Raw genomic sequence first — 20,337 nt, 5'->3', positions numbered from 1 at the left:
TCCCGGCGGGGACGGGTCTTGGGCGCCGCCCCGATAATCGGTGAGGCTAACCTAACCTTACCCGCCGCCCCGGGGTGGCAAAAGCCCGTGAACGCCCTGTGGGGCACGGATCACATGCGATCCGTGCCCCACAGTCGTACGGGTGCTACCCGCCGTGACGGCTCACTGGTCGCGGTACATCTCGGCGACCAGGAACGCCAGGTCGAGCGACTGGCTGCGGTTGAGCCGGGGGTCGCACGCCGTCTCGTAGCGCTGGTGGAGGTCGTCCACGAAGATCTCGTGGCCGCCGCCGACGCACTCGGTGACGTCGTCACCGGTCAGCTCGACGTGGATGCCGCCCGGGTGCGTGCCGAGGCCCTTGTGCACCTCGAAGAAGCCCTTGACCTCGTCCAGGACGTCGTCGAAGCGGCGCGTCTTGTGGCCGGAGGCCGCCTCGAAGGTGTTGCCGTGCATCGGGTCGGTCACCCAGGCCACGGTGGCACCGGACGCGGTGACCTTCTCGACCAGCTCCGGCAGCTTGTCGCGGACCTTGTCGGCGCCCATCCGGACGATGAAGGTCAGCCGGCCGGGCTCGCGGTCGGGGTCGAGGCGCTCGACGTAGCCGAGGGCCTCGTCGACGGTGGTCGTCGGGCCGAGCTTGATGCCGATGGGGTTGCGGATCTTCGAGGCGAACTCGATGTGCGCCCCGTCCATCTGGCGGGTGCGCTCACCGATCCACACCATGTGGCCCGAGGTGTCGTACAGCTGCTCGGTGCGCGAGTCGATGCGGGTCAGCGCCGTCTCGTAGTCCAGCAGCAGCGCCTCGTGCGAGGCGTAGAACTCGACGGCCTTGAACTCGGCCGGGTCGGTGCCGCAGGCCTTCATGAAGTTCAGCGCGTTGTCGATCTCGCGGGCCAGGGCCTCGTAGCGCTGGCCGGAGGGCGAGGACTTCACGAAGTCCTGGTTCCAGGCGTGCACCTGGCGCAGGTCCGCGTAACCGCCGGTGGTGAAGGCGCGCACGAGGTTCAGCGTGGAGGCGGAGGCGTGGTACATCCGCTTCAGCCGGTCCGGGTCGGGGACCCGCTCGGCCTCGGTGAAGGCGAAGCCGTTGACGGAGTCGCCGCGGTAGGTCGGCAGCGTCACGCCGTCGCGGGTCTCGGTCGGCTTGGAGCGCGGCTTGGAGTACTGGCCGGCGATCCGGCCGACCTTGACGACGGGCACGGAGGCCGCGTAGGTCAGGACGGCGCTCATCTGGAGCAGCGTCTTCAGCTTGGCCCGGATGTGCTCGGCCGACACGGCGTCGAAGGCCTCGGCGCAGTCGCCGCCCTGCAACAGGAACGCCTCGCCCTTGGCGACGGCTCCCATACGGGCACGCAGCTGGTCGCACTCACCGGCGAAGACGAGCGGCGGATACGACGCGAGGTCCGCGAGTACATCGCGCAGGGCCTCGGAGTCGGGGTACTCGGGCTGCTGCGCCGCGGGAAGGTCTCGCCAGGTGTTGCCACCGGCGACGGAGGTATTGGCGTTCACGGTCACGGCTCCCACATTACGGGTTCGCGTCCACTGCTTTTCCGGTTGCTCAGTGACTGAGACGGACGTCTCGGCGCGGCACGCGCGGGGCGCGGCGGAGCCGCCTGCTAGCCTCACACTTTTCAGCGTTGAACAAGTGGACAACAGGGGTGGGGACTTGAAGCGGAATCACCGTAGGGACCTCCGGAAGAAACGGCTGCTGTTCGCCGCCGGTGCCGCTGTCGTCGCCACCGCGACGATCAGCACCCTGGCCATCGCCTCCCAGGACCCCGGGTCCACGGACGCCAAGCCGGCATCACCCTCCGCGGTGCTCCAGGCCCAGTTCGAGAACGCGGCTCGCGAGTTCGACGTGCCGCAGAGCGTCCTGATGGCGGTCTCCTACCGGCAGACTCGGTGGGAGAGCCACGACGGCGAGCCGAGCACCAGCGGCGCGTACAACGTCATGGGGCTGACCCGGGTGACGGCGCAGGACGTCGTGCAGCCGGACTCCGAGGAACGCGTCGCGCACTTCAACGCGAGCGACAGCCCCGAGGTCGAACGGAAGTACGACGCCGCCAAGGCCGTGAGCAACCTGCCGAAGGAGGCCGTCGACACCAGCGACCCCCGGCTGCACACGCTGGACAAGGCCGCCGGGCTGATCGGCACCGGCACCGACGCGGTCCGCGACAGCACGGAGCAGAGCATCCGCGCGGGTGCGGCGCTGCTGGCGGAGTACCAGCGGGACGCGACCGGCTCGCTGCCGGACGACCCGGGCGGCTGGTACGCGGCGGTGGCCAGGTACAGCCAGTCCCCGGACAAGAAGGGGGCCGACCTCTTCGCCGAGCGGGTCTTCGAGTCGATCAGGACCGGCGAGCAGCAGGTCACGACCGACGGTCAGCAGGTCGTCCTGGCCGCCGACCCCTCGGTGGAGCCGGTCGAGCCGTCGAAGCTCCCCCTCGCCGCGGCGCCCGCGAGCCCGGCCGCGGCCGCTGCCGTGACGCCGGAGTGCCCCTCGGGCCTGAACTGCAACTTCATCCCGGCCGAGGACCCGAAGAACGGCGCGCGCAACTACAGCCTGGCCAACCGGGCCAACGGCGGGTTCGACATCCGCCAGATCGTCATCCACGACACCGAGGGCGGCTACCAGGGCTCCCTGGACACCTTCCGCGACTCGTCGAGCGGGGCGAGCGCCCACTACCTGATCCGCGCCTCGGACGGCCTGGTCACCCAGCTGGTCGAGAACAAGAACCTGGCGTGGCACGCGGGCAACTGGTCGATGAACATGCACTCGATCGGCGTGGAGCACGAGGGCTACGCGATCAAGTCGGGCAGCTGGTACACGGAGCCGCAGTACGAGTCCTCCGCCGCCCTGGTGAAGTTCCTGGCCGGCAAGTACGGCGTCCCGCTCGACCGTGAGCACATCGTCGGCCACGACGAGGTGCCCGGGTCGCTGGACGGCGATGTCGCCGGGATGCACTGGGACGCGGGCCCGTTCTGGGACTGGAACCACTACATGGCGCTGATGGGTGCCCCGACCGGGGCCGAGGGCGCCGGCGGCCCGGTCAAGGCCGGCCAGGTGGTCCGGGTCGTTCCCCCGTTCACCACCGCCAACCAGCCGGAGCTGACGTACGGCGGCGGCAACGTCGCCAAGCAGCCGGCGAACTTCGGCTACCTCTACACCTCGCCGTCCACGTCCGGGGCGAAGATCGTCGACCCGTACATGCCGAACGTGAAGGCGACCGACGGCCCGAACTGGGGCAACAAGGTCGTCGCCGGCGGTGAGTACGTCGTCGCCGAGGCCAAGGCCGACTGGACCGCGATCTGGTACGGCGGACAGAAGGCGTGGTTCTCGAACCCCGGCGGCCAGTTCACCGCACGGGTCGGCGGCCAGGCCCCGGCCGTGATCAAGCTCAAGGACGGTGCCACGGCCCGGCTCTACGGCCGCACCTTCCCGGAGGCCGCGGCCTACGAGGGAACGGGTGCCGACGCGCCGACGGACAACCCCGACCACCTGACGAAGTACAAGCTGCCCGCCGGGCAGGCGTACGTGCGGGCCGGGGCGGACGTACGGGGCGACGACTACTTCGGCTCCTCGCAGACCCGGGTCGTGGGCACCACGCTCTACACCCCGATCCGCTACAACCACCGCATCGCGTGGGTGAAGGCGAGCGACGTCCAGCAGGCGAGCAGCACCGTTCCGGATGCCGGGACCGACCGGTACGACATGATCGGCCGGGACAGCGCCGGACGCATCTGGCAGTACCAGGGCACCGGCAGCGCCTCCTCGCCGTACTACCGCCGCTACCAGGCGGGCTACGGCTGGGGCAGCTACACGGCGATCACCGCCATGACCGCGCTGCGGGCGGACGGCACGGGTGACTTCGTGGCCCGCGACAAGGACGGGGTGCTCTGGTACTACCGGGGCAGCGGCAACCCGGACAAGCCGTACATGGCCCGGCTCAAGGTCGGCAGCGGCTGGAACCAGTACGACAGCCTGACCGGCATGCGCGACCTCGACGGTGACGGCAAGGCCGACCTGATCGCCCGCAACCCCGCCGGCGTGATCTATTTCTACAAGGGCACCGGCGAACCGTCGAAGCCCTTCCTGCCCAAGGCCCAGATCGGCACCGGCTGGCAGATCTACGACGCGATCGTCTCCACCGGCGACCTGAACGGTGACGGCAAGGCGGACTTCGTGGCCCGGGACAAGTCCGGGGTGCTGTGGATCTACACGGGCACCGGCTCGGCCGCCTCCCCGTACGACAAGCGGGTGCGGATCGGCACGGGCTGGGGCAAGTACAAGCTGCTGCTCGGGCCGAGCGACCTGGACCGTGACGGCCGGGGCGACCTGGTCGCCGTGGACGGTTCCGGGAACTTCTGGTTCTACCGCTCCACCGGCAGCGTGACGGCTCCGTTCGCGACGAAGTCGCAGGTCGGGACCGGGTGGCAGATCTACGACACCCTGTTCTAGCCGACGGACGCCCCCTTGACGGCGGGGGTTAAGGTACGGGGCATGTTCGCGCACTCGACCCGTAACTGGTGGTGGACCGCTCATCCGGCGGCCCACTGATTCGCGCGTACACACCGACGCAGAGGCCGCCCGAGGGGCGGCCTTTTCCGTGTCCGCGGGCCGTTCCTCCCAGCTGATCCCCCTGGAAGGAACCGACCCCATGAACCTCGACAGACTCCTGAGCGACGACTGCCCGCCCTTCGCGCTGCTGCGCAGGCGCACCCCCGGCCACGACCACGACACGGTCGAGGTGCTGATCGGCCGGGTCCACGAGGTGGACCGGCTGGCCGAGATCCCCGTCGGGGAGCGGCCGTCGCTGGCGCTGGTGCCGTTCCGGCAGATCGCGGAGCGCGGCTTCGACGTGCGCGACGACGGGACGCCGCTGTCGGTCCTGGTGGCCGACGAGTCGTACACGATGCCCCTGGACGAGGCGCTCGGTCAGCTTCCGCGCCATGAAGTGCGGGTGGAGAACGGGGCGTTCGACGTCACCGACGAGGACTACGCCGGGACCGTGCGGCGGGTGATCGAGGACGAGATCGGCCGGGGCGAGGGGGCGAACTTCGTGATCCGGCGGACCTTCCGGGGAGAGATCCCCGGGTTCGGCCGGGCGGACGCGCTGGCCCTGTTCCGGCGGCTGCTGGCCGGGGAGCGGGGGGCGTACTGGACGTTCGTCGTGCACACGGGAGGCAGCGAGCCCGAAGGCCTCTCCCCATCGGGGCGACGGCGGTCGACGGGCGGGCGGACGCTGGTCGGCGCGAGCCCCGAGGTGCATGTGCGGATGTCCGGCGGGACCGTCGTGATGAACCCCATCAGCGGCACCTACCGCTACCCGGCCGAGGGGCCGAGCGCCGAGAGCCTGCTCGCCTTCCTCGGCGACCGCAAGGAGACCGAGGAGCTCTCCATGGTGGTCGACGAGGAACTCAAGATGATGTGCACGGTCGGCGACATGGGCGGGGTGGTGATCGGCCCACGCCTCAAGGAGATGGCCCATCTCGCCCACACCGAGTACGAGTTGCGCGGCCGCTCCTCGCTGGACGTGCGGGAGGTACTGAGGGAGACCATGTTCGCGGCGACCGTCACCGGCTCCCCCGTGCAGAACGCCTGCCGGGTCATCGAGCGGTACGAGGACGGCGGGCGCGGCTACTACGCGGGCGCGCTGGCCCTGCTGCACCGGGCGCCCGACGGGACGCAGACCCTGGACTCGCCGATCCTGATCCGCACCGCCGACATCGCGGCCGACGGCGGGCTGCGGGTGCCGGTCGGCGCGACGCTGGTGCGCCACTCCGACCCGGAGGGCGAGGTCGCCGAGACCCATGCGAAGGCGGCCGGGGTGCTGGCGGCGCTGGGCGTGCGGCCGGCCCGGCCCGAGGCGGAGGGGGCGCGGCCCCGGCTTGCCGCCGACCCGCGGGTGCGGGCGGCCCTGGACTCCCGGCGGGACGGGCTCGCCCCGTTCTGGCTGCGGATGCAGGAGCGCACCGGCCAACGCCTGGGCCACGCGCTGGTGGTGGACGGGGAGGACACGTTCACCGCGATGCTGGGGCACCTGCTGCGCGCCGCGGGGCTCGACGTCACCGTGCGCCGGTACGACGAGCCGGGTCTGCGCGAGGCCGTGCGGGCGCACGCCGGGCCCGTGGTGCTCGGCCCCGGCCCGGGGAATCCGGGTGACGCGGCCGACCCGAAGATGCGGCTGCTGCGCGCGATGGCCGCCGAGCTGGTGCGGGAGCACCGGCACGGGCTGCTCGGGGTGTGCCTGGGCCATGAGCTGATCGCGGCGGAACTGGGCCTGGAGATCGTCCGCAAGGCGGTGCCGTACCAGGGTGCGCAGACCCGTATCGATCTGTTCGGGCGGCCGGAGACGGTCGGCTTCTACAACAGCTTCACCGCGCGCTGCGACGAAGCGGGGGCGGCCGCGCTGGCGGCGCGGGGCATCGAGGCGAGCCGGGACGCGGCGAGCGGGGAGCTGCACGCGCTGCGCGGGGGCGGGTTCGCCTCGGTGCAGTTCCACCCGGAGTCGGTGCTGACGCTGCGCGGGTCGGAGATCGTGACCGAGCTGCTGGCCGGGCTCCCGGTGGGCTGAGGCGCGGCCCCGGGTCCTGGGAGGGGGGTCAGGACCCGGGGCGCGCGGGCACCAGGACGTTGTCGCCGCGTCGGCCGGCCAGGTAGTCGTCGACGTTCTGGACGGTGGCGTCGATGATCTGGCCCACCGCGTCCTCGGTGTAGTACGCCTGGTGCGAGGTGACGATGACGTTCGGGAAGGTGACGAGCCGGGCCAGCGTGTCGTCGTCCACGCCCTCCAGGGACTTGTCGAGGAAGAAGAGCCCGGCCTCCGCCTCGTACACATCGAGCCCGACGCCCAGGAACCGGCCCGCGCGCAGCTCACCGACGAGGGCCGAGGTGTCGATCAGGCCGCCGCGGCTGGAGTTGACCAGGATCGCGTCGTCCTTCATGCGGGCGAGGGCGGCCTTGTCGATGAGGTGGTGGGTCGAGGGCAGCAGCGGTACGTGCAGGCTGATCACGTCCGCCTCGGCGAGCAGCTGCTCCTTGTCGACGTAGCGCATGCCCAGCTCGGCGCAGGCCGGGTTCTCGGCGACGTCCCAGCCGAGCAGCTCCATACCGAAGCCGTGGGCGATCCGGGTGAAGGCCTCGCCGATCTTGCCCGTGCCGATGACGCCGGCCGTGCGGCCGTGCATGTCGCGGCCGAGGAGCCCGTCGAGGCGGAAGTCGAAGTCGCGGGTGCGGCCGGCGGCCCGGATCACCCGGCGGTTGACCGCCATGGCGAGCGTCCAGGCGAATTCGGCGACCGAGTACGGGGAGTAGTAGGAGACCCGGGAGACGCGCAGGGCGAGGCGTTCGGCGACGTCCAGGTCGATGTTGTTGAAGCCGGTGGAGCGCTGGGCGATCATCTGCGTGCCGCCGGCCGCGAGGGTCTGCAGGACGCCGCCGCCCAGGTCGGCGTTGACGCTGGTGGAGATGATCTCGTAGCCGGCCGCGATGGGCGCGGTGTCCCGGTTCAGGAAGACGTCCAGGCACCGGACGTCGTGCTTGCCCGCGAAGGCCTTCTCGATCAGCGGCTTCTCGTCGGACTGCACTCCGAAGGCCAGGATCTCCACGACGTCTCCCCTGCTCTGTGCGCGCGGCCGGTCATCGCGAATATACGGCCGCGCGCCCGGCCCCGCCGCTCAGGCGTCGTCCAGACCGCGCTCTATGGCGTACCGCACCAGCTCGACCCTGTTGTGCAGCTGGAGCTTGCCCAGGGTGTTCTGGACGTGGTTCTGGACGGTGCGGTGCGAGATGACGAGCCGCTCGGCGATCTGCTTGTACGAGAGCCCCTTGGCCACCAGCCGCAGCACCTCGGTCTCCCGCTCGGTCAGCTCGGGGGCCTTCGGCTCGTCGGAGGCGGCCGGGGCCGGTTCGGAGGCCAGCCTGCGGTACTCGCCGAGCACCAGACCGGCGAGGCCCGGCGTGAAGACGGCGTCGCCCGCGGCGGTGCGGCGGACGGCGTCGGTCAGCTCCTGGGTGCTCGCCGACTTCATCAGGTAGCCGGTGGCGCCGGACTTGACCGCCTCCAGGACGTCGGCGTGCTCACCGCTGGCGGAGAGCACCAGGACCCGCAGGCCGGGCTGCGCGCCGACGAGGGTCTTGCAGACCTGGACCCCGGGCAGGCCGGGCAGGTTGAGGTCGAGGACCAGGACGTCGGGGGTGACGGCTCCGGCCCGGCGGACGGCCTGCGGCCCGTCGCCGGCGGTCGCCACCACGTCGAAGCCCGCCTCGGCGAGGTCCCGGGCGACGGCGTCGCGCCACATCGGGTGGTCGTCGACCACCATCACCCTGATCGCCCGCTGCCCGGTGCCCTCTTCGTGTGTCGCGCTCATCGGACCGAACCCGCCTTCCCCCGTGAAACCTTCGGAACCTTCAATTCGACTTCGGTGCCCTGGCCGGGCACCGAGATCAGCTCTGCCGTACCGCCCAGGTCGCGCAGCCGCCCGCGGATCGACAGGGCGACGCCGAGCCGGCCCTCACCCTCGGCCTGCGCGAGGCGCCCCTCGGGGATGCCGGGGCCGTCGTCCCGGACCGTCACGATCACCTCGTGCGGCCAGTCCTCCAGCAGGATCCACGCCTGGGCGTTCTCCCCCGCGTGCGCCCGGACATTGTCCAGGGCCGCGCCGACGGCCGCCGCCAGTTCCGCCGCCGCCGGGGCGGGCAGCAGCACCGGGGCGCCCGGCTCCGCGAAGCTGACCCGGGAGCCGGCGTGCGGGGTGAGCAGCGTACGCAGATCGCGCTCGCCGCCGTCCGCGTCGCCCGGCTCGTCGTCGTCCGTGTCGACGGTGCGGACGACGGCGCCCTCGGAGGCGTCCTCGGAGACCCGGGTCGGTGGCACCAGGCCGCTGGAGACCAGGGTGCGCAGGGCCACCTCCTGCTCCCCGGCCATCCGGCCCAGCTCCGCGGCCTCCCCGCCGAGCGCGGCGCCGCGCCGCTGCACCATCGCGAGGACCTGGAGCACGCCGTCGTGGATGTCCCGGGCCAGCCGCTCCCGTTCGCGCGTGGCGGCCTCGATCTCCAGAGCACGGGCGAGGGTGCGCTCACTGGCGCGGGCGACCTCCACGACGTACCCGATGGCGATGGAGGCGACCCAGACCAGCATCACGTTGTGCAGGGTGTCGCGGCTGGGCTCGCCGCGCTCGATGAGGTTGGCGACGGCGACGAGGCTGGAGGCGAAGCCGGCCCAGCGCCAGCCGCCCTTGATCGCGAAGGCCAGGACGGAGCCCGCGGTCCAGATGGACGGCAGGGTCGGTCCGTCGACGTGCTGGGCCTGGAGATCGGCGAGCGGGGTGACGATGATGCCGGTGAGGGCGATGGCCAGGTCGGCGCCGAGGAAGCGTCTGGTGCAGGCGGCGGCGCTGCCCACCTTCGGCAGGGTGGCGAGCGTCCAGACGGACATCAGCGACAGGAAGGTGATCGCTATCCAGGGCCGTTCGTAGTCGTGCCGGGCGAAGGCGGCGAGCAGGACCGCGTAGAGCATCGTCAGGACGCGGTACGCCGACAGGGCGCGCCACAGCGGCTGCTCGACCGACATCCGTACCACGCGTACGCGCTTGACCATGCTGTCCTCCCCCACCCCCGGCGGACCGGTGCGCCCTCAGGCGCCGTCGCGGTCCGCCTCCGTGCCCGACGGTGTCCTCTTCGCGGCTTCGGCCCGCCGCTTGGCCTCGTCGGCGATCTGCCGCTTGGCCGCGGTCGCGTAGATGTCGACGTACTCCTGGCCCGAGAGCTTCATGATCTCGTACATCACCTCGTCGGTGACGGAGCGCAGGATGAAACGGTCGCCCTCCATGCCGTGGTAGCGGCTGAAGTCGAGCGGCTTGCCGATGCGGATACCGGGGCGCATCAGCTTCGGCATCACCTGGCCGGGCGGCTGGATCTTCTCCGTGTCGATCATCGCGACGGGGACGACCGGCGCCCCGGTGGCGAGCGCGACCCGGGCGAGCCCGCCGGGCTTGCCCCGGTAGAGCCGGCCGTCGGGCGAGCGGGTGCCCTCGGGGTAGATGCCGAAGAGGCCGCCGCTCTCGATGACCTCGATGCCCGCCCGGATCGCCGCCTCGCCGGCGCCGCGCGCGCCCGAGCGGTCCACGGGGAGCTGGCCGACGCCCTTGAAGAACGCGGCGGTGAGCTTGCCCTTGACGCCGGGCGCGGTGAAGTACTCGGCCTTCGCGATGAAGGTGACCTTGCGGTCAAGCACGGCAGGCAGGAAGAAGGAGTCGGAGAACGACAGATGGTTGCTGGCGAGGATCGCGGGCCCCCGCTCGGGGATGTTCTCCAGGCCCTCCACCCACGGCCTGAAGGCGAGCTTCAGGGACCCGCCGATGGAGAACTTCATAGCGCCGTAGATCAACTCGGGTGCCTCCTGTGTGCTGTCCGACAGACCTTAACCCGCCGTGTCCCGTCTTCCCTCCTGGCGCGGACGGGGTGCCCGCGCCCCGGGCGGTGACGGCCCTGGTCGGTGTCGGCCCGGTCGCGTACGGTGAAGTAATCCTTCCGCACTCCCCCCTTTCGCTCCCCGCGAGCCTCACGAACAGGAGATCTTGGTGCCGGTCCTTCCCGGAGCCGAGCCGTTCCGCCACGAGGGCGGAGAGGTCGGCGTCCTCCTCTGTCACGGATTCACCGGTTCCCCGCAGTCGCTGCGCCCCTGGGCCGAGTATCTGGCCGAGCAGGGCCTGACGGTCTCGCTCCCGCTGCTGCCCGGACACGGCACCCGCTGGCAGGACATGCAGGTGACCGGGTGGCAGGACTGGTACGCGGAGGTGGACCGGGAGCTGCGCGCACTGCTGGAGTGCTGCGCGCGGGTGTTCGTCTTCGGGCTCTCCATGGGTGGTGCGCTGGCGCTGCGGCTGGCGGCGAAGCACGGGGACGCGGTCAGTGGCCTGGTCCTCGTCAACCCGGCCAACAAGGTGCACGGTCTGGCCGCCCACGCGCTGCCGGTGGTCCGCCATCTGGTGCCGACGACGAAGGGTCTGGTCAGCGACATCGCGTTGCGGGGGGCGAAGGAGGTGGGGTACGACCGGGTGCCGCTGCACGCGGCGCATTCGGTGCGTACGTTCTTCCGGCTGGTCGACGGCGATCTGCCCCAGGTGACCCAGCCGCTCCTGCTGCTGCACAGCCCGCAGGACCATGTGGTGCCGCCCGCCGACTCGGCCCGCGTCCTGAGCCGGGTCTCCTCGACGGATGTCCGGGAGATCCTGCTGGAACAGAGCTACCACGTGGCGACGTTGGACCATGATGCGAAGCGGATCTTCGAGGAGAGCCATGCGTTCATCGACCGCCTCGCTCCGAGTGTGAAGAAGGGGGGCACGTCCAGTGGCTGAGCACGACGCGGAACGCGCGGGCAGCGACGAGGAACGCGAGCCGATCGCCGCCGAGGGGGCGGCGGCCGACGGCGGCACCGCCGCGGTGTCCGACGCCCCGGCCGCACCGGCCGGCGGCGAGGCGGAGAAGCCGATCGACGAGGAGGCCGCCTGGCAGGCCATCGTCGCGGGGTACGGACAGGAGCCGCCGGACCCGCCGGGTTCGCGGCCGTTCCGTTCGATCGAGGACCTGGCTCTGCCGGGTGACGGGCCGCTGACCGCACTCGACCCGGACAAGGGCTTCGGCAAGAAGCCGCCCAAGCCGGAGCCCGAGCCGGACCCGCCGCTCGGCAGCTCCGTGGTCTTCGCGCCGGGCGTCGGCCCGCGCGACTACACGCCGGCCGACCCGGACGCCCCCACCGGCTCCGGCTCCGGCTCCGGCCCGGACGACAGCGACGAGGGGCATTTCGTGCCGCCGGAGCCGCCGCCGCTGCCGGAGGCCGATGTCACGGCGAAGTTCGCCTGGCTCGCGGTGGTCGGCGGGCCGGTGCTGATGCTGCTCGCGGTGCTGCTGTCCTGGGAGATGACGTGGTGGCTGACGACGGTCTGCGTCGGCGGCTTCCTGGGCGGCTTCGTGACGCTGGTGGCGCGGATGGAGTCCGACGACGAGGACGACGACGACCCCGGCCGCGGCGCGGTGGTCTGAGCCGGACGGCTCAGACGGCCCGCGCCGCGGGCACCCGCAGCGCGGCCAGCACCGGCAGGTGGTCGGTCGCCGCCCGCAGGTCGGCGTCGCGTACGCCGGGCAGCCCGCTCGGGACCCCGCAGCCGAGCACCTCGATGCCGTCGGACGCGAAGACGGCATCGAGCCGCCGGCGCGGGTCGTGCGCGGGGAAGGTGTACTCGCCGCCCTGCGGCCGCGCCTCCCAGCAGTCCTGGTAGCGCCCGGCCAGCCGCCGGAAGGACCGCCCGCTCGGTACGTCGTTGAGGTCGCCCGCGACGACGGCGTGCTCCACGTCCAGCGCGTCCACGGTCTCCATCAGCCGCTCCGCCTGGGCCAGCCGCTCCTGCCGCTGGAGGCTCAGGTGGCAGCTCACCACCCCGAGCCGGGCGCCCGCGAACCGGACGACGGCGGTGGCGAAGCCCCGGCGGTGCAGCCCCGGGGTGCGCGGCAGCAGGATGTCATCGGTGCGTTCCACCGTGGCCCGCAGCGAACACAGCAGCAGCGGCCCGGCGGCGGTGGCGCCCCCGCCGAGGACCACCAGGTCGGTGGCGGCGGCGAGCCTGGCGGCGTACTTGCGCCAGCGGAAGAACCGCGGCGCCTCCTGGACGAGCACCAGGTCGGGGGCGCAGGCGCGGATGACCCGGGCGAGGGCCGCGCGGTCGTCGCGCATCGACCGGATGTTGTAGCTGAGCACTCTGATGACGGCGGTGCCGTCCTGCTCGGTGCGGGAATCGGGCAGCGACATCGTGGCCATGCCGCTCACGATATGCCGGACGCCCGCCGCTCCCCGAAGGGGCGCGACGGGCGTCCGGTGTTTCGCTGCGTGCGGGCCTCTCAGCCCTGGCGGGCCAGGTCCGCCGCGCCCACGAGCCCTGCCTTGCCGCCCAGTTGGGCCGCGAGCACCTGGGCGTGCGGGCGCCACTCGCCGCCGATCAGCCAGCGCCGGAACGACTTGCGGATCGGGTCGAGGACCAGCTCGCCCTCGTCCGACACGCCGCCGCCGACGATGAACGCGGACGGGTCGAACAGCGAGGCGAGGTCGGCCAGTCCGGAGCCGGCCCAGCGGGCCAGCTCGCGGAACGAGTCGACGGCCACCGGGCAGCCCTGACGGGCGGCCTCGCTGATGTGCTTGCCCTCGATGCCCTCGACGGTGCCGTCACCGAGCGCCAGCAGGATCGTGGCGTTCTCCGGGGTGGCGTTGGCACGCTGCTTCGCGTACCTGACGAGCGCGCGGCCGGAGGCGTACTGCTCCCAGCAGCCCTGGCTGCCGCAGCCGCAGAGCAGGCCGTCCGGGACGACCCGGATGTGGCCGAACTCGGCGGCCACGCCGAAGCGTCCGCGGCGCAGCTTGTTGCCGATGATGATGCCGCCGCCGAGGCCGGTGCCCAGCGTGATGCAGATGACGTCGTCGTGGCCCTGGCCGGCGCCGAAGCGGTATTCGCCCCAGGCCGCCGCGTTGGCGTCGTTCTCGACGACCACGGGGAGGCCGACGCGCTGTTCGACCTTGTCCTTGAGCGGCTCGTGGCGCCAGTTGATGTTGGGTGCGAACAGCACCGTGGCCCGCTTGTCGTCGACGTATCCGGCAGCGCCGATGCCGACCGCTTCGACCGGGTGCCCCTCGCTCGCGCCGGACACCGCCGCCGCGATCGCGTCCACGATGCCTTCGGCCGTCGGCGGGGTCGACACCTTGAAGGTCGAGAGGATCTGGCCCTCTTCGTCGACCACTCCAGCTGCGATCTTCGTGCCGCCGATATCGACGCCGATGGTGAGTCCCATGAATCCCTCAGTTTCGGTCGAGCCCCGCTGAGCCAACCGTACCCGAGGCCGGGCCTCCTCCTGTCGGCGCCGGTCAGTCCAGGTCGATGTGTTCGCCGGCTCCGGGCCCCTCGTCGCGGGGGTCGGAGGGGTCGTCCGCCTTCTTTTCCGTGCCCGCGGGGTCGCCCGCGCCCTGGGTCCAGCGGCCCTCCTGGCTCTGGACCGCCGAGCGGTAGGCGGCGAGCAGTTCGCTTCCGGCCGCCGCGATGTGATCGAAAACGTCCGGATTGCGCTCGATGACGGGCTCGACTGCGGCCTTGGCCTGCTGGATGACCTGCTGCACGGCGCCCTGGGCGGCGAGGCCGAGCAGGGGCGTCTGGAGCGACCCGAGCTTGTCGGCCACGGCGTCCACCAGCTTGCGCAGCTCCTCGGCCGCGGAGCCGGGCGGCGGACCGTACGCGGCGCGGCGGCGGGCCTTCTCGGCTGCGAGGTCCTCGGCGCAGGCCTGGGCCCACGCGTCGTCGTCGACGGGACGATCGGTGGCTTCGCTCATGGCGGACTCCTGCGACATGGATGGCCGGCCCGGCATTCCGGACACGTACCTTCGACGGTACCCGAACGGTGGTACGCCGTTCAGCCCGTCCGGGGCCACAGTGCGGGATCGGGGGTGAAACGGACCCGCAGCACCCCGTCGGTGAGCGCCGCGCCGGTCACGGTGCAGCGGCGCAGCGCGGGCTCCAGGGGCACGATGCGGTGGAACGGGCCGACGGTCAGGAGGAGTTCGCCGCCGCGCCGGACGAGCTGGAGGTCCTTCTTGACGGCGCCGGGCAGCCGCAGGCACCAGAGGAGTATCCCGTCGCCCTCCGGCTCTTCGGGGGCGCCGGCCTCCTCGATCCACCAGGGGTCCTCGGCCCTGCCGCCCTCGCCACCGGTCGCGGGGACGGTCAGCGCGCCGTCCGGCCCGGCGAGGGCCAGGAGGTCGCCGGGGCCCTGCGGGTCGCGGCCGAGGTGTGCCACCCGGACCGGGGCGGTCCCCTCCTCGCCCCAGTGGCCGAGGGTCTTCTCCTGCTGGGCGGCGAGCGCGGCGAAGAACGGGTCCGACGAGTGGCCGGGGAGCACCCGGTTGGCCACCAGGGCTTCGGTGCGCAGGCCGTACAGGGCGAGTCCGGTGCGGGCGGTGCGCAGGGCGTCCTCGGCGGCCGGGCCCGGTTCGGCGACCAGCCACAGAGTGGTGGCGCGGTCCTCGATCAGCGCCTGGACCTGGGCCAGTTCGGCATCGCGCCGGGCCGCGGCCTCGTACAGCCACTGGGCCGGCATGGGCACACCGGCCAGCTGGGCGAGCATCGGGCGCAGGGCGCGGGCGGCCTGGCGCTCCTGGGGCAGCAGCCGGCGCAGGTAGCGGCGCAGCTGCTCGGGCAGGGCGAGCAGGGCCAGGGCCTCGCGCAGGGGTGGCAGGTCGACGACGAGGAGGTCGTACGCCTCGTGGGACCAGTCCCCGTGGGCGGCGCGGCGCAGTGCGTGCAGGAGGGCGAGTTCGGCGCTGCCGGGGAGTTCGGTCAGCTCCTCGGCGTCCAGCGGGTTGCCGCCGAGCAGTTCGAGCACCCCGGACAACTGCTCCTGGAGCGTGATCAGTTCGCCGCGGAAGTGGGCGCCGGAGTCGAGCCGGACGGACCACAGCCCCTCGGCGACCGGGGCGGGCACGGTGGCGGTGGGGAAGCCGGGTATGGGGTCGGCGGAGATCAGCAGGGTGCGGGCGCCGTCGCGGGCGGCGGCCAGCGCGGTCGCCGCGGCGAGCGTGGTACGGCCTGCTCCGCCGGGGCCGGTGACCAGGACCGTACGCACGCCGCTCAGCCCTTCGGGACGGACTCGACGCGCTTCTTGAGGCCGGCGAGCGCCCGGTCGATGATGACCTTCTCGGCCTTGCGCTTGATCATGCCGAGCATCGGGATCTTGACGTCGACGGTGAGCCGGTAGGTGACCTCGGTGCGGTCGCCGTCGCCGAGCGGCGCGAGCGCGTAGGAGCCGTCGATGGCGCGGAGCATCTGCGACTTGACCAGGGTCCAGCTGACCTCGTAGTCGCCGATCCAGGTGTAGGCGAGGGTGTGGTCGTCCTTGATCGCGCCGGCGTCGAGGACGAGGCGGACCTTCTCGGCGCGGCCGCGCTCGTCGGTGCCGATGACCTCGGCCTCCTTGACCTCGCCGGTCCATTCCGGATAGCGGTCGAAGTCGGCGATCACGTCCATGACGTCGGCCGGTGCCGCCTCGATCGTGATCGTCGAGCTGGTGTGTTCAGCCATCGCTGTGGCCCTCCAGTGCGGTGTACCGGTACGTCGGCAGAGGCCTGCCGCCAGAAGGCTATCGCGTGGACCCGGCGGCCCGTCCCAGGGCCGGGCCCGGGAGGCCGGCCGGGCGGCTCACCACTCCAGTGCCCAGGGCCGGCCGGTGGAGGCGAAGTGGCCGACGTTCACGCACTCGGTGGCGCCGACGCGCATCCGGCGGACCAGCGGCTGGTGGACATGGCCGAAAAGCGCGTAGCGCGGGCGGGTGCGGTGGATGGCGTCGAGCAGGGCCCGGCTGCCCCGCTCGAAGCGGCGCGCGACGGTGTCGTAGACCAGCTCCGGCACCTCGGGCGGGATGTGGGTGCAGAGCACGTCGACCTCGCCGATCGCCTCGATCTTCGCGGCGTACTCCTCGTCGCCGATCTCGTACGGGGTGCGCATGGGCGTGCGCAGGCCGCCGCCGACGAAGCCGAAGACCCGGCCGCCGATCTCGACCCGCTCGCCGTCCAGGACGGTGGTGCCGGGGCCGGCGTACTCGGGCCACAGGGCGGGGACGTCGACGTTGCCGTAGGTGGCGTAGGTCGGGGTGGGCAGGGCGGCGAACATCTCCGCGTACTGCCTGCGCACCGCCCCGGTGATCGCGGCGTCCCGGTCCATGCCCTGCCACAGGGCGCGGCCGAAGTCGCGGGCCTCGTCGAAGCGGCGGGCGGTGCGCAGGGCGACGATCCGGTCGGCGTTCTCGACGCCGAAGAGGTCGGGGAAGATGCCGCGCGAGTGGTCGGCGTAGTCGAGGAACAGGATCAGGTCGCCCAGGCAGACCAGAGCGTCGGCGCCGTCCCCGGCGCGGGCCAGCGCCTCGGTGTTGCCGTGCACGTCGCTGACCACGTGGACGCGGGTGCGCCGCCCGGCGGCCTCCCGGCTGTTCACTCCTGCTCGCATGCGGATCAGCCTAGGACGACCGCTCTCACCTGGGTAGAGGCCCCGGACCTGCGGTTACTTCCGGGTGCGCGCGCGGGTGGACTACTGTGCGCGAAAGAACGACCGATATGTGTGACGCATAAGACATCTGGCCGGAACCCCCTATCCGGAACCGAGTACTGGTGGGTAACGTCCGGGCAGTCCAGTCGTGCTCACCCCACTGAGCACCCGCCATCTTGGACCGCGCCGGTGCATCACACAGAGCCGTGGCACCGGAGCCCGATGAGGAGCAGCAGTCTTGCGCGAGTTCAGCCTTCCGGCCCTGTACGAGGTTCCCTCGGACGGCAACCTGACGGATCTCATCCGCCGCAATGCCGCTCAGCATCCCGATGTCGCGGTGATGAGCCGCAAAGTGGCCGGTGTCTGGACCGACGTCACCGCCACCCAGTTCCTGGCCGAGGTCCGGACGGCCGCCAAGGGTCTGATCGCCGCGGGCGTCGAGCCCGGCGACCGGGTCGCCCTGATGTCCCGCACCCGATACGAGTGGGTGCTGCTGGACTTCGCGATCTGGAGCGCGGGCGCGGTCACCGTCCCGGTCTACGAGACCAGCTCCCCCGAGCAGGTGCAGTGGATCCTCGGTGACTCGGGGGCCGTCGCGGTCCTGGTGGAGAGCGACGCGCACGCCGAGGCCGTCGCCGCCGTGCACGACCGGCTGCCGGAGCTGCGCCACGTCTGGCAGATCGAGAAGGGCGCCGTCGACGCGCTCCGGACGGGGGGCGCGGAGGTCTCCGAGGAGACCGTCGGCCTGCGCAGCGCCGCCGCCGGCGCCGACGACCCGGCCACCATCGTCTACACCTCGGGCACCACGGGCCGCCCCAAGGGCTGTGTGCTGACGCACCGCAGCTTCTTCGCGGAGTGCGGCAACGTGGTGGAGCGTCTCAAGCCCCTCTTCCGGACCGGCGAGTGCTCCGTCCTGCTCTTCCTGCCCGCCGCCCATGTCTTCGGCCGCCTGGTCGAGGTGGCCTCGGTGATGGCCCCGATCAAGCTCGGCTGCGTACCGGACATCAAGAACCTCACCGACGAACTGGCCGCGTTCCGGCCGACGCTGATCCTCGGTGTGCCGCGCGTCTTCGAGAAGGTCTACAACGCGGCGCGCGCCAAGGCACAGGGCGACGGCAAGGGCAAGATCTTCGACCGTGCCGCGAACACGGCGATCGCCTACAGCCGCGCGCTGGGCACCCCGCAGGGCCCGTCGATGGGCCTGAAGGTCAAGCACAAGGTCTTCGACCGGCTGGTCTACGGCAAGCTGCGGGCTGTCCTCGGCGGGCGCGGCGAGTACGCGATCTCCGGCGGCGCCCCGCTCGGCGAGCGGCTCGGCCACTTCTACCGGGGCATCGGCTTCACCGTCCTGGAGGGCTACGGCCTGACCGAGACGTGCGCGGCGACCGCCTTCAACCCGTGGGACCGGCAGAAGATCGGTACGGTCGGCCAGCCGCTGCCCGGCTCCGTGGTGCGGATCGCCGACGACGGCGAGGTGCTGCTGCACGGCGAGCACCTGTTCTCCGGCTACTGGAACAACGAGGCGGCGACCGCCGAGGCGCTGGCCGACGGCTGGTTCCACACCGGGGACATCGGCACCCTGGACGAGGACGGCTACCTCGCGATCACCGGCCGCAAGAAGGAGATCATCGTCACGGCCGGCGGCAAGAACGTCGCCCCCGCCGTCATCGAGGACCGCATCCGCGGCCACGCCCTGGTGGCGGAGTGCATGGTGGTCGGCGACGGCCGCCCGTTCGTCGGCGCGCTGGTGACGCTGGACGAGGAGTTCCTGGGCCGCTGGGCCGAGGAGCACGGCAAGCCGGCCGGCTCGACCGCCCTGTCGCTGCGCGAGGACCCGGAGCTGCTGGCCGAGGTGCAGCGCGCGGTGGACGACGGCAACGCGGCGGTCTCCAAGGCGGAGTCCGTACGCAAGTTCCGCGTCCTGGGCGCCCAGTTCACGGAGGAGGCGGGCCACATCACGCCCTCGCTGAAGCTGAAGCGGAACGTGGTGGCGAAGGACTTCGCGGACGAGGTGGAGTCGCTCTACCGCTCGTGAGCGCCTGAGCGCATGAGTGCCTGAGCACGTGACGCGTACGGGCCCGCACCGCCTCCGGTGCGGGCCCGTCCCCGTGTCAGAGCAGCTCCTTGAGCCTCTGCGCCAGCAGGTCCCAGCGCCACTTCTCCTCGACCCAGGCCCGGCCCCGCTCCCCCATCCGCCGCCGCAGCTCCGCGTCGCCGAGCAGCGCGCTGATCCGCTCCGCCGCCTCTTCGGCCGAGCCGCCGCGCACCACCCAGCCCGTCTCGCCGTCGAGCACCGCGTCCGGGGCGCCGCCCGAGTCGCCCGCCACCACCGGCAGCCCGGTCGCGGACGCCTCCAGGTAGACGATGCCCAGCCCCTCCACGTCGAGGCCGCCGCGCCGGGTCCTGCACGGCATCGCGAAGACGTCGCCGGCCCCGTAGTGCGCGGGCAGCTCCGCCCAGGGCACGGGACCGGTGAACCGCACGGAGTCCGCCACTGCGGTGCGCGCGGCGAGCTTGCGCAGCTGCCCCTCGTAGGGCCCGCCGCCCACGATCAGCAGGACGGCCTCCGGATGCTCGGCCAGGATCGCGGGCATCGCGAGGATCAGGGTGTCCTGGCCCTTGCGGGGCACCAGCCGGGACACGCAGACCACGACCGGCCGGTCGGTGAGCCCGAGCCCGGCCCGCACGAGGTCGCCGCCGGAGTCCGGGTGGAAGGTCTTCTCGTCGACGCCCGGCGGCAGCTGGACCATGCGGCCGGCGGCGGCCGGGGTGAGCGCGGCGGCGATCCGGGAGCGGGTGTACTCGCCGAGGTAGGTGAGCGTGTCGGTGCCCTCACCGATGCGCCGCAGCAGCTGCCGGGACGCGGGCAGCTGGGCCCAGCCGGCCTCGTGGCCGTGTGTGGTGGCGACCAGCCGCCGGGCGCCCGCCTCGCGCAGCGCCGGGCCCATCAGCCCGAGCGGGGCGGCGGCCCCGAACCAGACGGACGAGCAGCCGTGGCCGCGCAGCAGCTCGGTGGCGCGCCGGGTCACGCGCGGGGTCGGCAGCAGCATCGTCGTACGGTCGCGGACCACGGTGAAGGGCTGCTCCGCGTCGAAGGCGGCGGTGGCGGCCTCGCCCTCGGCCCCGCGCTTCCAGGTGGAGGCGTAGACGACGACCCGGTCGGGGTCCAGCCGCAGCGCCATGTTGTGCAGGAACGCCTGGATGCCCCCGGGGCGGGGCGGGAAATCATTGGTCACGATCAAGGTCTTGTCCATCGCCGCCGAC

The 20,337-nt window shown here is 72.3% G+C and carries 18 protein-coding genes; 6 read left to right on the top strand and 12 right to left on the bottom strand.

What is annotated here, in order from left to right; genetic code table 11:
- Window positions 1–162: 162 nt before the first annotated feature.
- Window positions 163–1,509: a class II 3-deoxy-7-phosphoheptulonate synthase gene (locus B082_RS0130015; protein WP_026250342.1), complete on the bottom strand. Its 1,347-nt coding sequence runs from the start codon at window positions 1,507–1,509 to the stop codon at window positions 163–165.
- Between the two features lie 157 nt (window positions 1,510–1,666).
- On the opposite strand from B082_RS0130015, the gene B082_RS0130010 reads away from it, so the two are divergent.
- From B082_RS0130010 to B082_RS0130005, 3 genes are all read left to right on the top strand, one after another.
- A complete protein-coding gene (locus B082_RS0130010) occupies window positions 1,667–4,459 on the top strand; it encodes an N-acetylmuramoyl-L-alanine amidase (RefSeq protein WP_018555493.1) in 2,793 nt (930 codons plus the stop codon).
- Window positions 4,460–4,501: 42 nt separating this feature from the next.
- Window positions 4,502–4,558, top strand: coding sequence for a trp operon leader peptide (locus B082_RS40575; RefSeq protein ID WP_073735655.1), 57 nt, complete (start codon window positions 4,502–4,504; stop codon window positions 4,556–4,558).
- A 100-nt stretch (window positions 4,559–4,658) separates the two neighbouring features.
- Window positions 4,659–6,575 (top strand): phenazine-specific anthranilate synthase component I, encoded by a 1,917-nt coding sequence (locus B082_RS0130005; RefSeq protein WP_018555492.1) that lies wholly within the window; start codon window positions 4,659–4,661, stop codon window positions 6,573–6,575.
- Between the two features lie 28 nt (window positions 6,576–6,603).
- Here B082_RS0130005 and B082_RS0130000 read toward each other — a convergent pair whose 3' ends face one another.
- The 4 genes from B082_RS0130000 to B082_RS0129985 form a co-directional block, all read right to left on the bottom strand.
- Window positions 6,604–7,608, bottom strand: coding sequence for a 2-hydroxyacid dehydrogenase (locus B082_RS0130000; RefSeq protein ID WP_018555491.1), 1,005 nt, complete (start codon window positions 7,606–7,608; stop codon window positions 6,604–6,606).
- A gap of 69 nt (window positions 7,609–7,677) precedes the next feature.
- A complete protein-coding gene (locus B082_RS0129995) occupies window positions 7,678–8,370 on the bottom strand; it encodes a response regulator (RefSeq protein WP_018555490.1) in 693 nt (230 codons plus the stop codon).
- Window positions 8,367–9,599, bottom strand: a complete 1,233-nt coding sequence (gene macS / locus B082_RS0129990; protein ID WP_018555489.1) for a MacS family sensor histidine kinase — start codon at window positions 9,597–9,599, stop codon at window positions 8,367–8,369. The genes B082_RS0129995 and macS overlap by 4 nt, the downstream gene beginning before the upstream one ends.
- 36 nt (window positions 9,600–9,635) lie before the next feature.
- Entirely contained in the window at window positions 9,636–10,373 is a 738-nt protein-coding gene (locus tag B082_RS0129985) for a lysophospholipid acyltransferase family protein (RefSeq protein ID WP_018555488.1), read from the bottom strand.
- A 208-nt stretch (window positions 10,374–10,581) separates the two neighbouring features.
- On the opposite strand from B082_RS0129985, the gene B082_RS0129980 reads away from it, so the two are divergent.
- Complete coding sequence (locus B082_RS0129980; RefSeq protein WP_018555487.1) at window positions 10,582–11,358, top strand: alpha/beta hydrolase; 777 nt, start codon at window positions 10,582–10,584, stop codon at window positions 11,356–11,358.
- The gene (locus tag B082_RS0129975) at window positions 11,351–12,043 is read left to right on the top strand and encodes a hypothetical protein (RefSeq protein ID WP_018555486.1); all 693 of its coding nucleotides are present in this window, start codon (window positions 11,351–11,353) and stop codon (window positions 12,041–12,043) included. Before B082_RS0129980 ends, B082_RS0129975 begins: the two co-directional genes overlap by 8 nt.
- Window positions 12,044–12,053: 10 nt before the next feature.
- Here the strand turns inward: B082_RS0129975 and B082_RS0129970 are convergent, their stop codons facing one another.
- The 6 genes from B082_RS0129970 to B082_RS0129945 all read right to left on the bottom strand — a co-directional run bounded on the left by B082_RS0129970 (window position 12,054) and on the right by B082_RS0129945 (window position 17,034).
- Window positions 12,054–12,815: an endonuclease/exonuclease/phosphatase family protein gene (locus B082_RS0129970; protein ID WP_018555485.1), complete on the bottom strand. Its 762-nt coding sequence runs from the start codon at window positions 12,813–12,815 to the stop codon at window positions 12,054–12,056.
- 80 nt (window positions 12,816–12,895) lie between these two features.
- The gene (locus B082_RS0129965; RefSeq protein WP_018555484.1) at window positions 12,896–13,837 is read right to left on the bottom strand and encodes an ROK family glucokinase; all 942 of its coding nucleotides are present in this window, start codon (window positions 13,835–13,837) and stop codon (window positions 12,896–12,898) included.
- 73 nt (window positions 13,838–13,910) lie between these two features.
- The gene (locus B082_RS0129960; RefSeq protein ID WP_018555483.1) at window positions 13,911–14,369 is read right to left on the bottom strand and encodes a DUF5304 domain-containing protein; all 459 of its coding nucleotides are present in this window, start codon (window positions 14,367–14,369) and stop codon (window positions 13,911–13,913) included.
- Between the two features lie 80 nt (window positions 14,370–14,449).
- Complete coding sequence (locus B082_RS0129955) at window positions 14,450–15,658, bottom strand: ArsA family ATPase (protein WP_018555482.1); 1,209 nt, start codon at window positions 15,656–15,658, stop codon at window positions 14,450–14,452.
- A gap of 5 nt (window positions 15,659–15,663) precedes the next feature.
- Window positions 15,664–16,113 carry an SRPBCC family protein gene (locus B082_RS0129950; protein WP_018555481.1) on the bottom strand — a complete coding sequence of 150 codons (450 nt, stop codon included), beginning with the start codon at window positions 16,111–16,113 and terminating at the stop codon, window positions 15,664–15,666.
- 117 nt (window positions 16,114–16,230) lie between these two features.
- Window positions 16,231–17,034 (bottom strand): metallophosphoesterase family protein, encoded by an 804-nt coding sequence (locus B082_RS0129945; protein WP_086023949.1) that lies wholly within the window; start codon window positions 17,032–17,034, stop codon window positions 16,231–16,233.
- Between the two features lie 277 nt (window positions 17,035–17,311).
- Here B082_RS0129945 and B082_RS0129940 point away from each other — a divergent pair, with 277 nt between their 5' ends.
- A complete protein-coding gene (locus tag B082_RS0129940) occupies window positions 17,312–19,108 on the top strand; it encodes an AMP-dependent synthetase/ligase (protein WP_018555479.1) in 1,797 nt (598 codons plus the stop codon).
- 76 nt (window positions 19,109–19,184) lie between these two features.
- Here B082_RS0129940 and B082_RS0129935 read toward each other — a convergent pair whose 3' ends face one another.
- Window positions 19,185–20,327, bottom strand: a complete 1,143-nt coding sequence (locus B082_RS0129935; protein ID WP_018555478.1) for a glycosyltransferase family 4 protein — start codon at window positions 20,325–20,327, stop codon at window positions 19,185–19,187.
- Window positions 20,328–20,337: the final 10 nt, after the last annotated feature.

The organism is Streptomyces sp. ATexAB-D23 (assembly GCF_000373645.1).
GTDB lineage: Bacteria > Actinomycetota > Actinomycetes > Streptomycetales > Streptomycetaceae > Streptomyces > Streptomyces castrisilvae.
The sequence above is the reverse complement of the archived record's forward strand: the minus strand, read 5'-3'. Positions and strand labels throughout refer to the sequence as shown.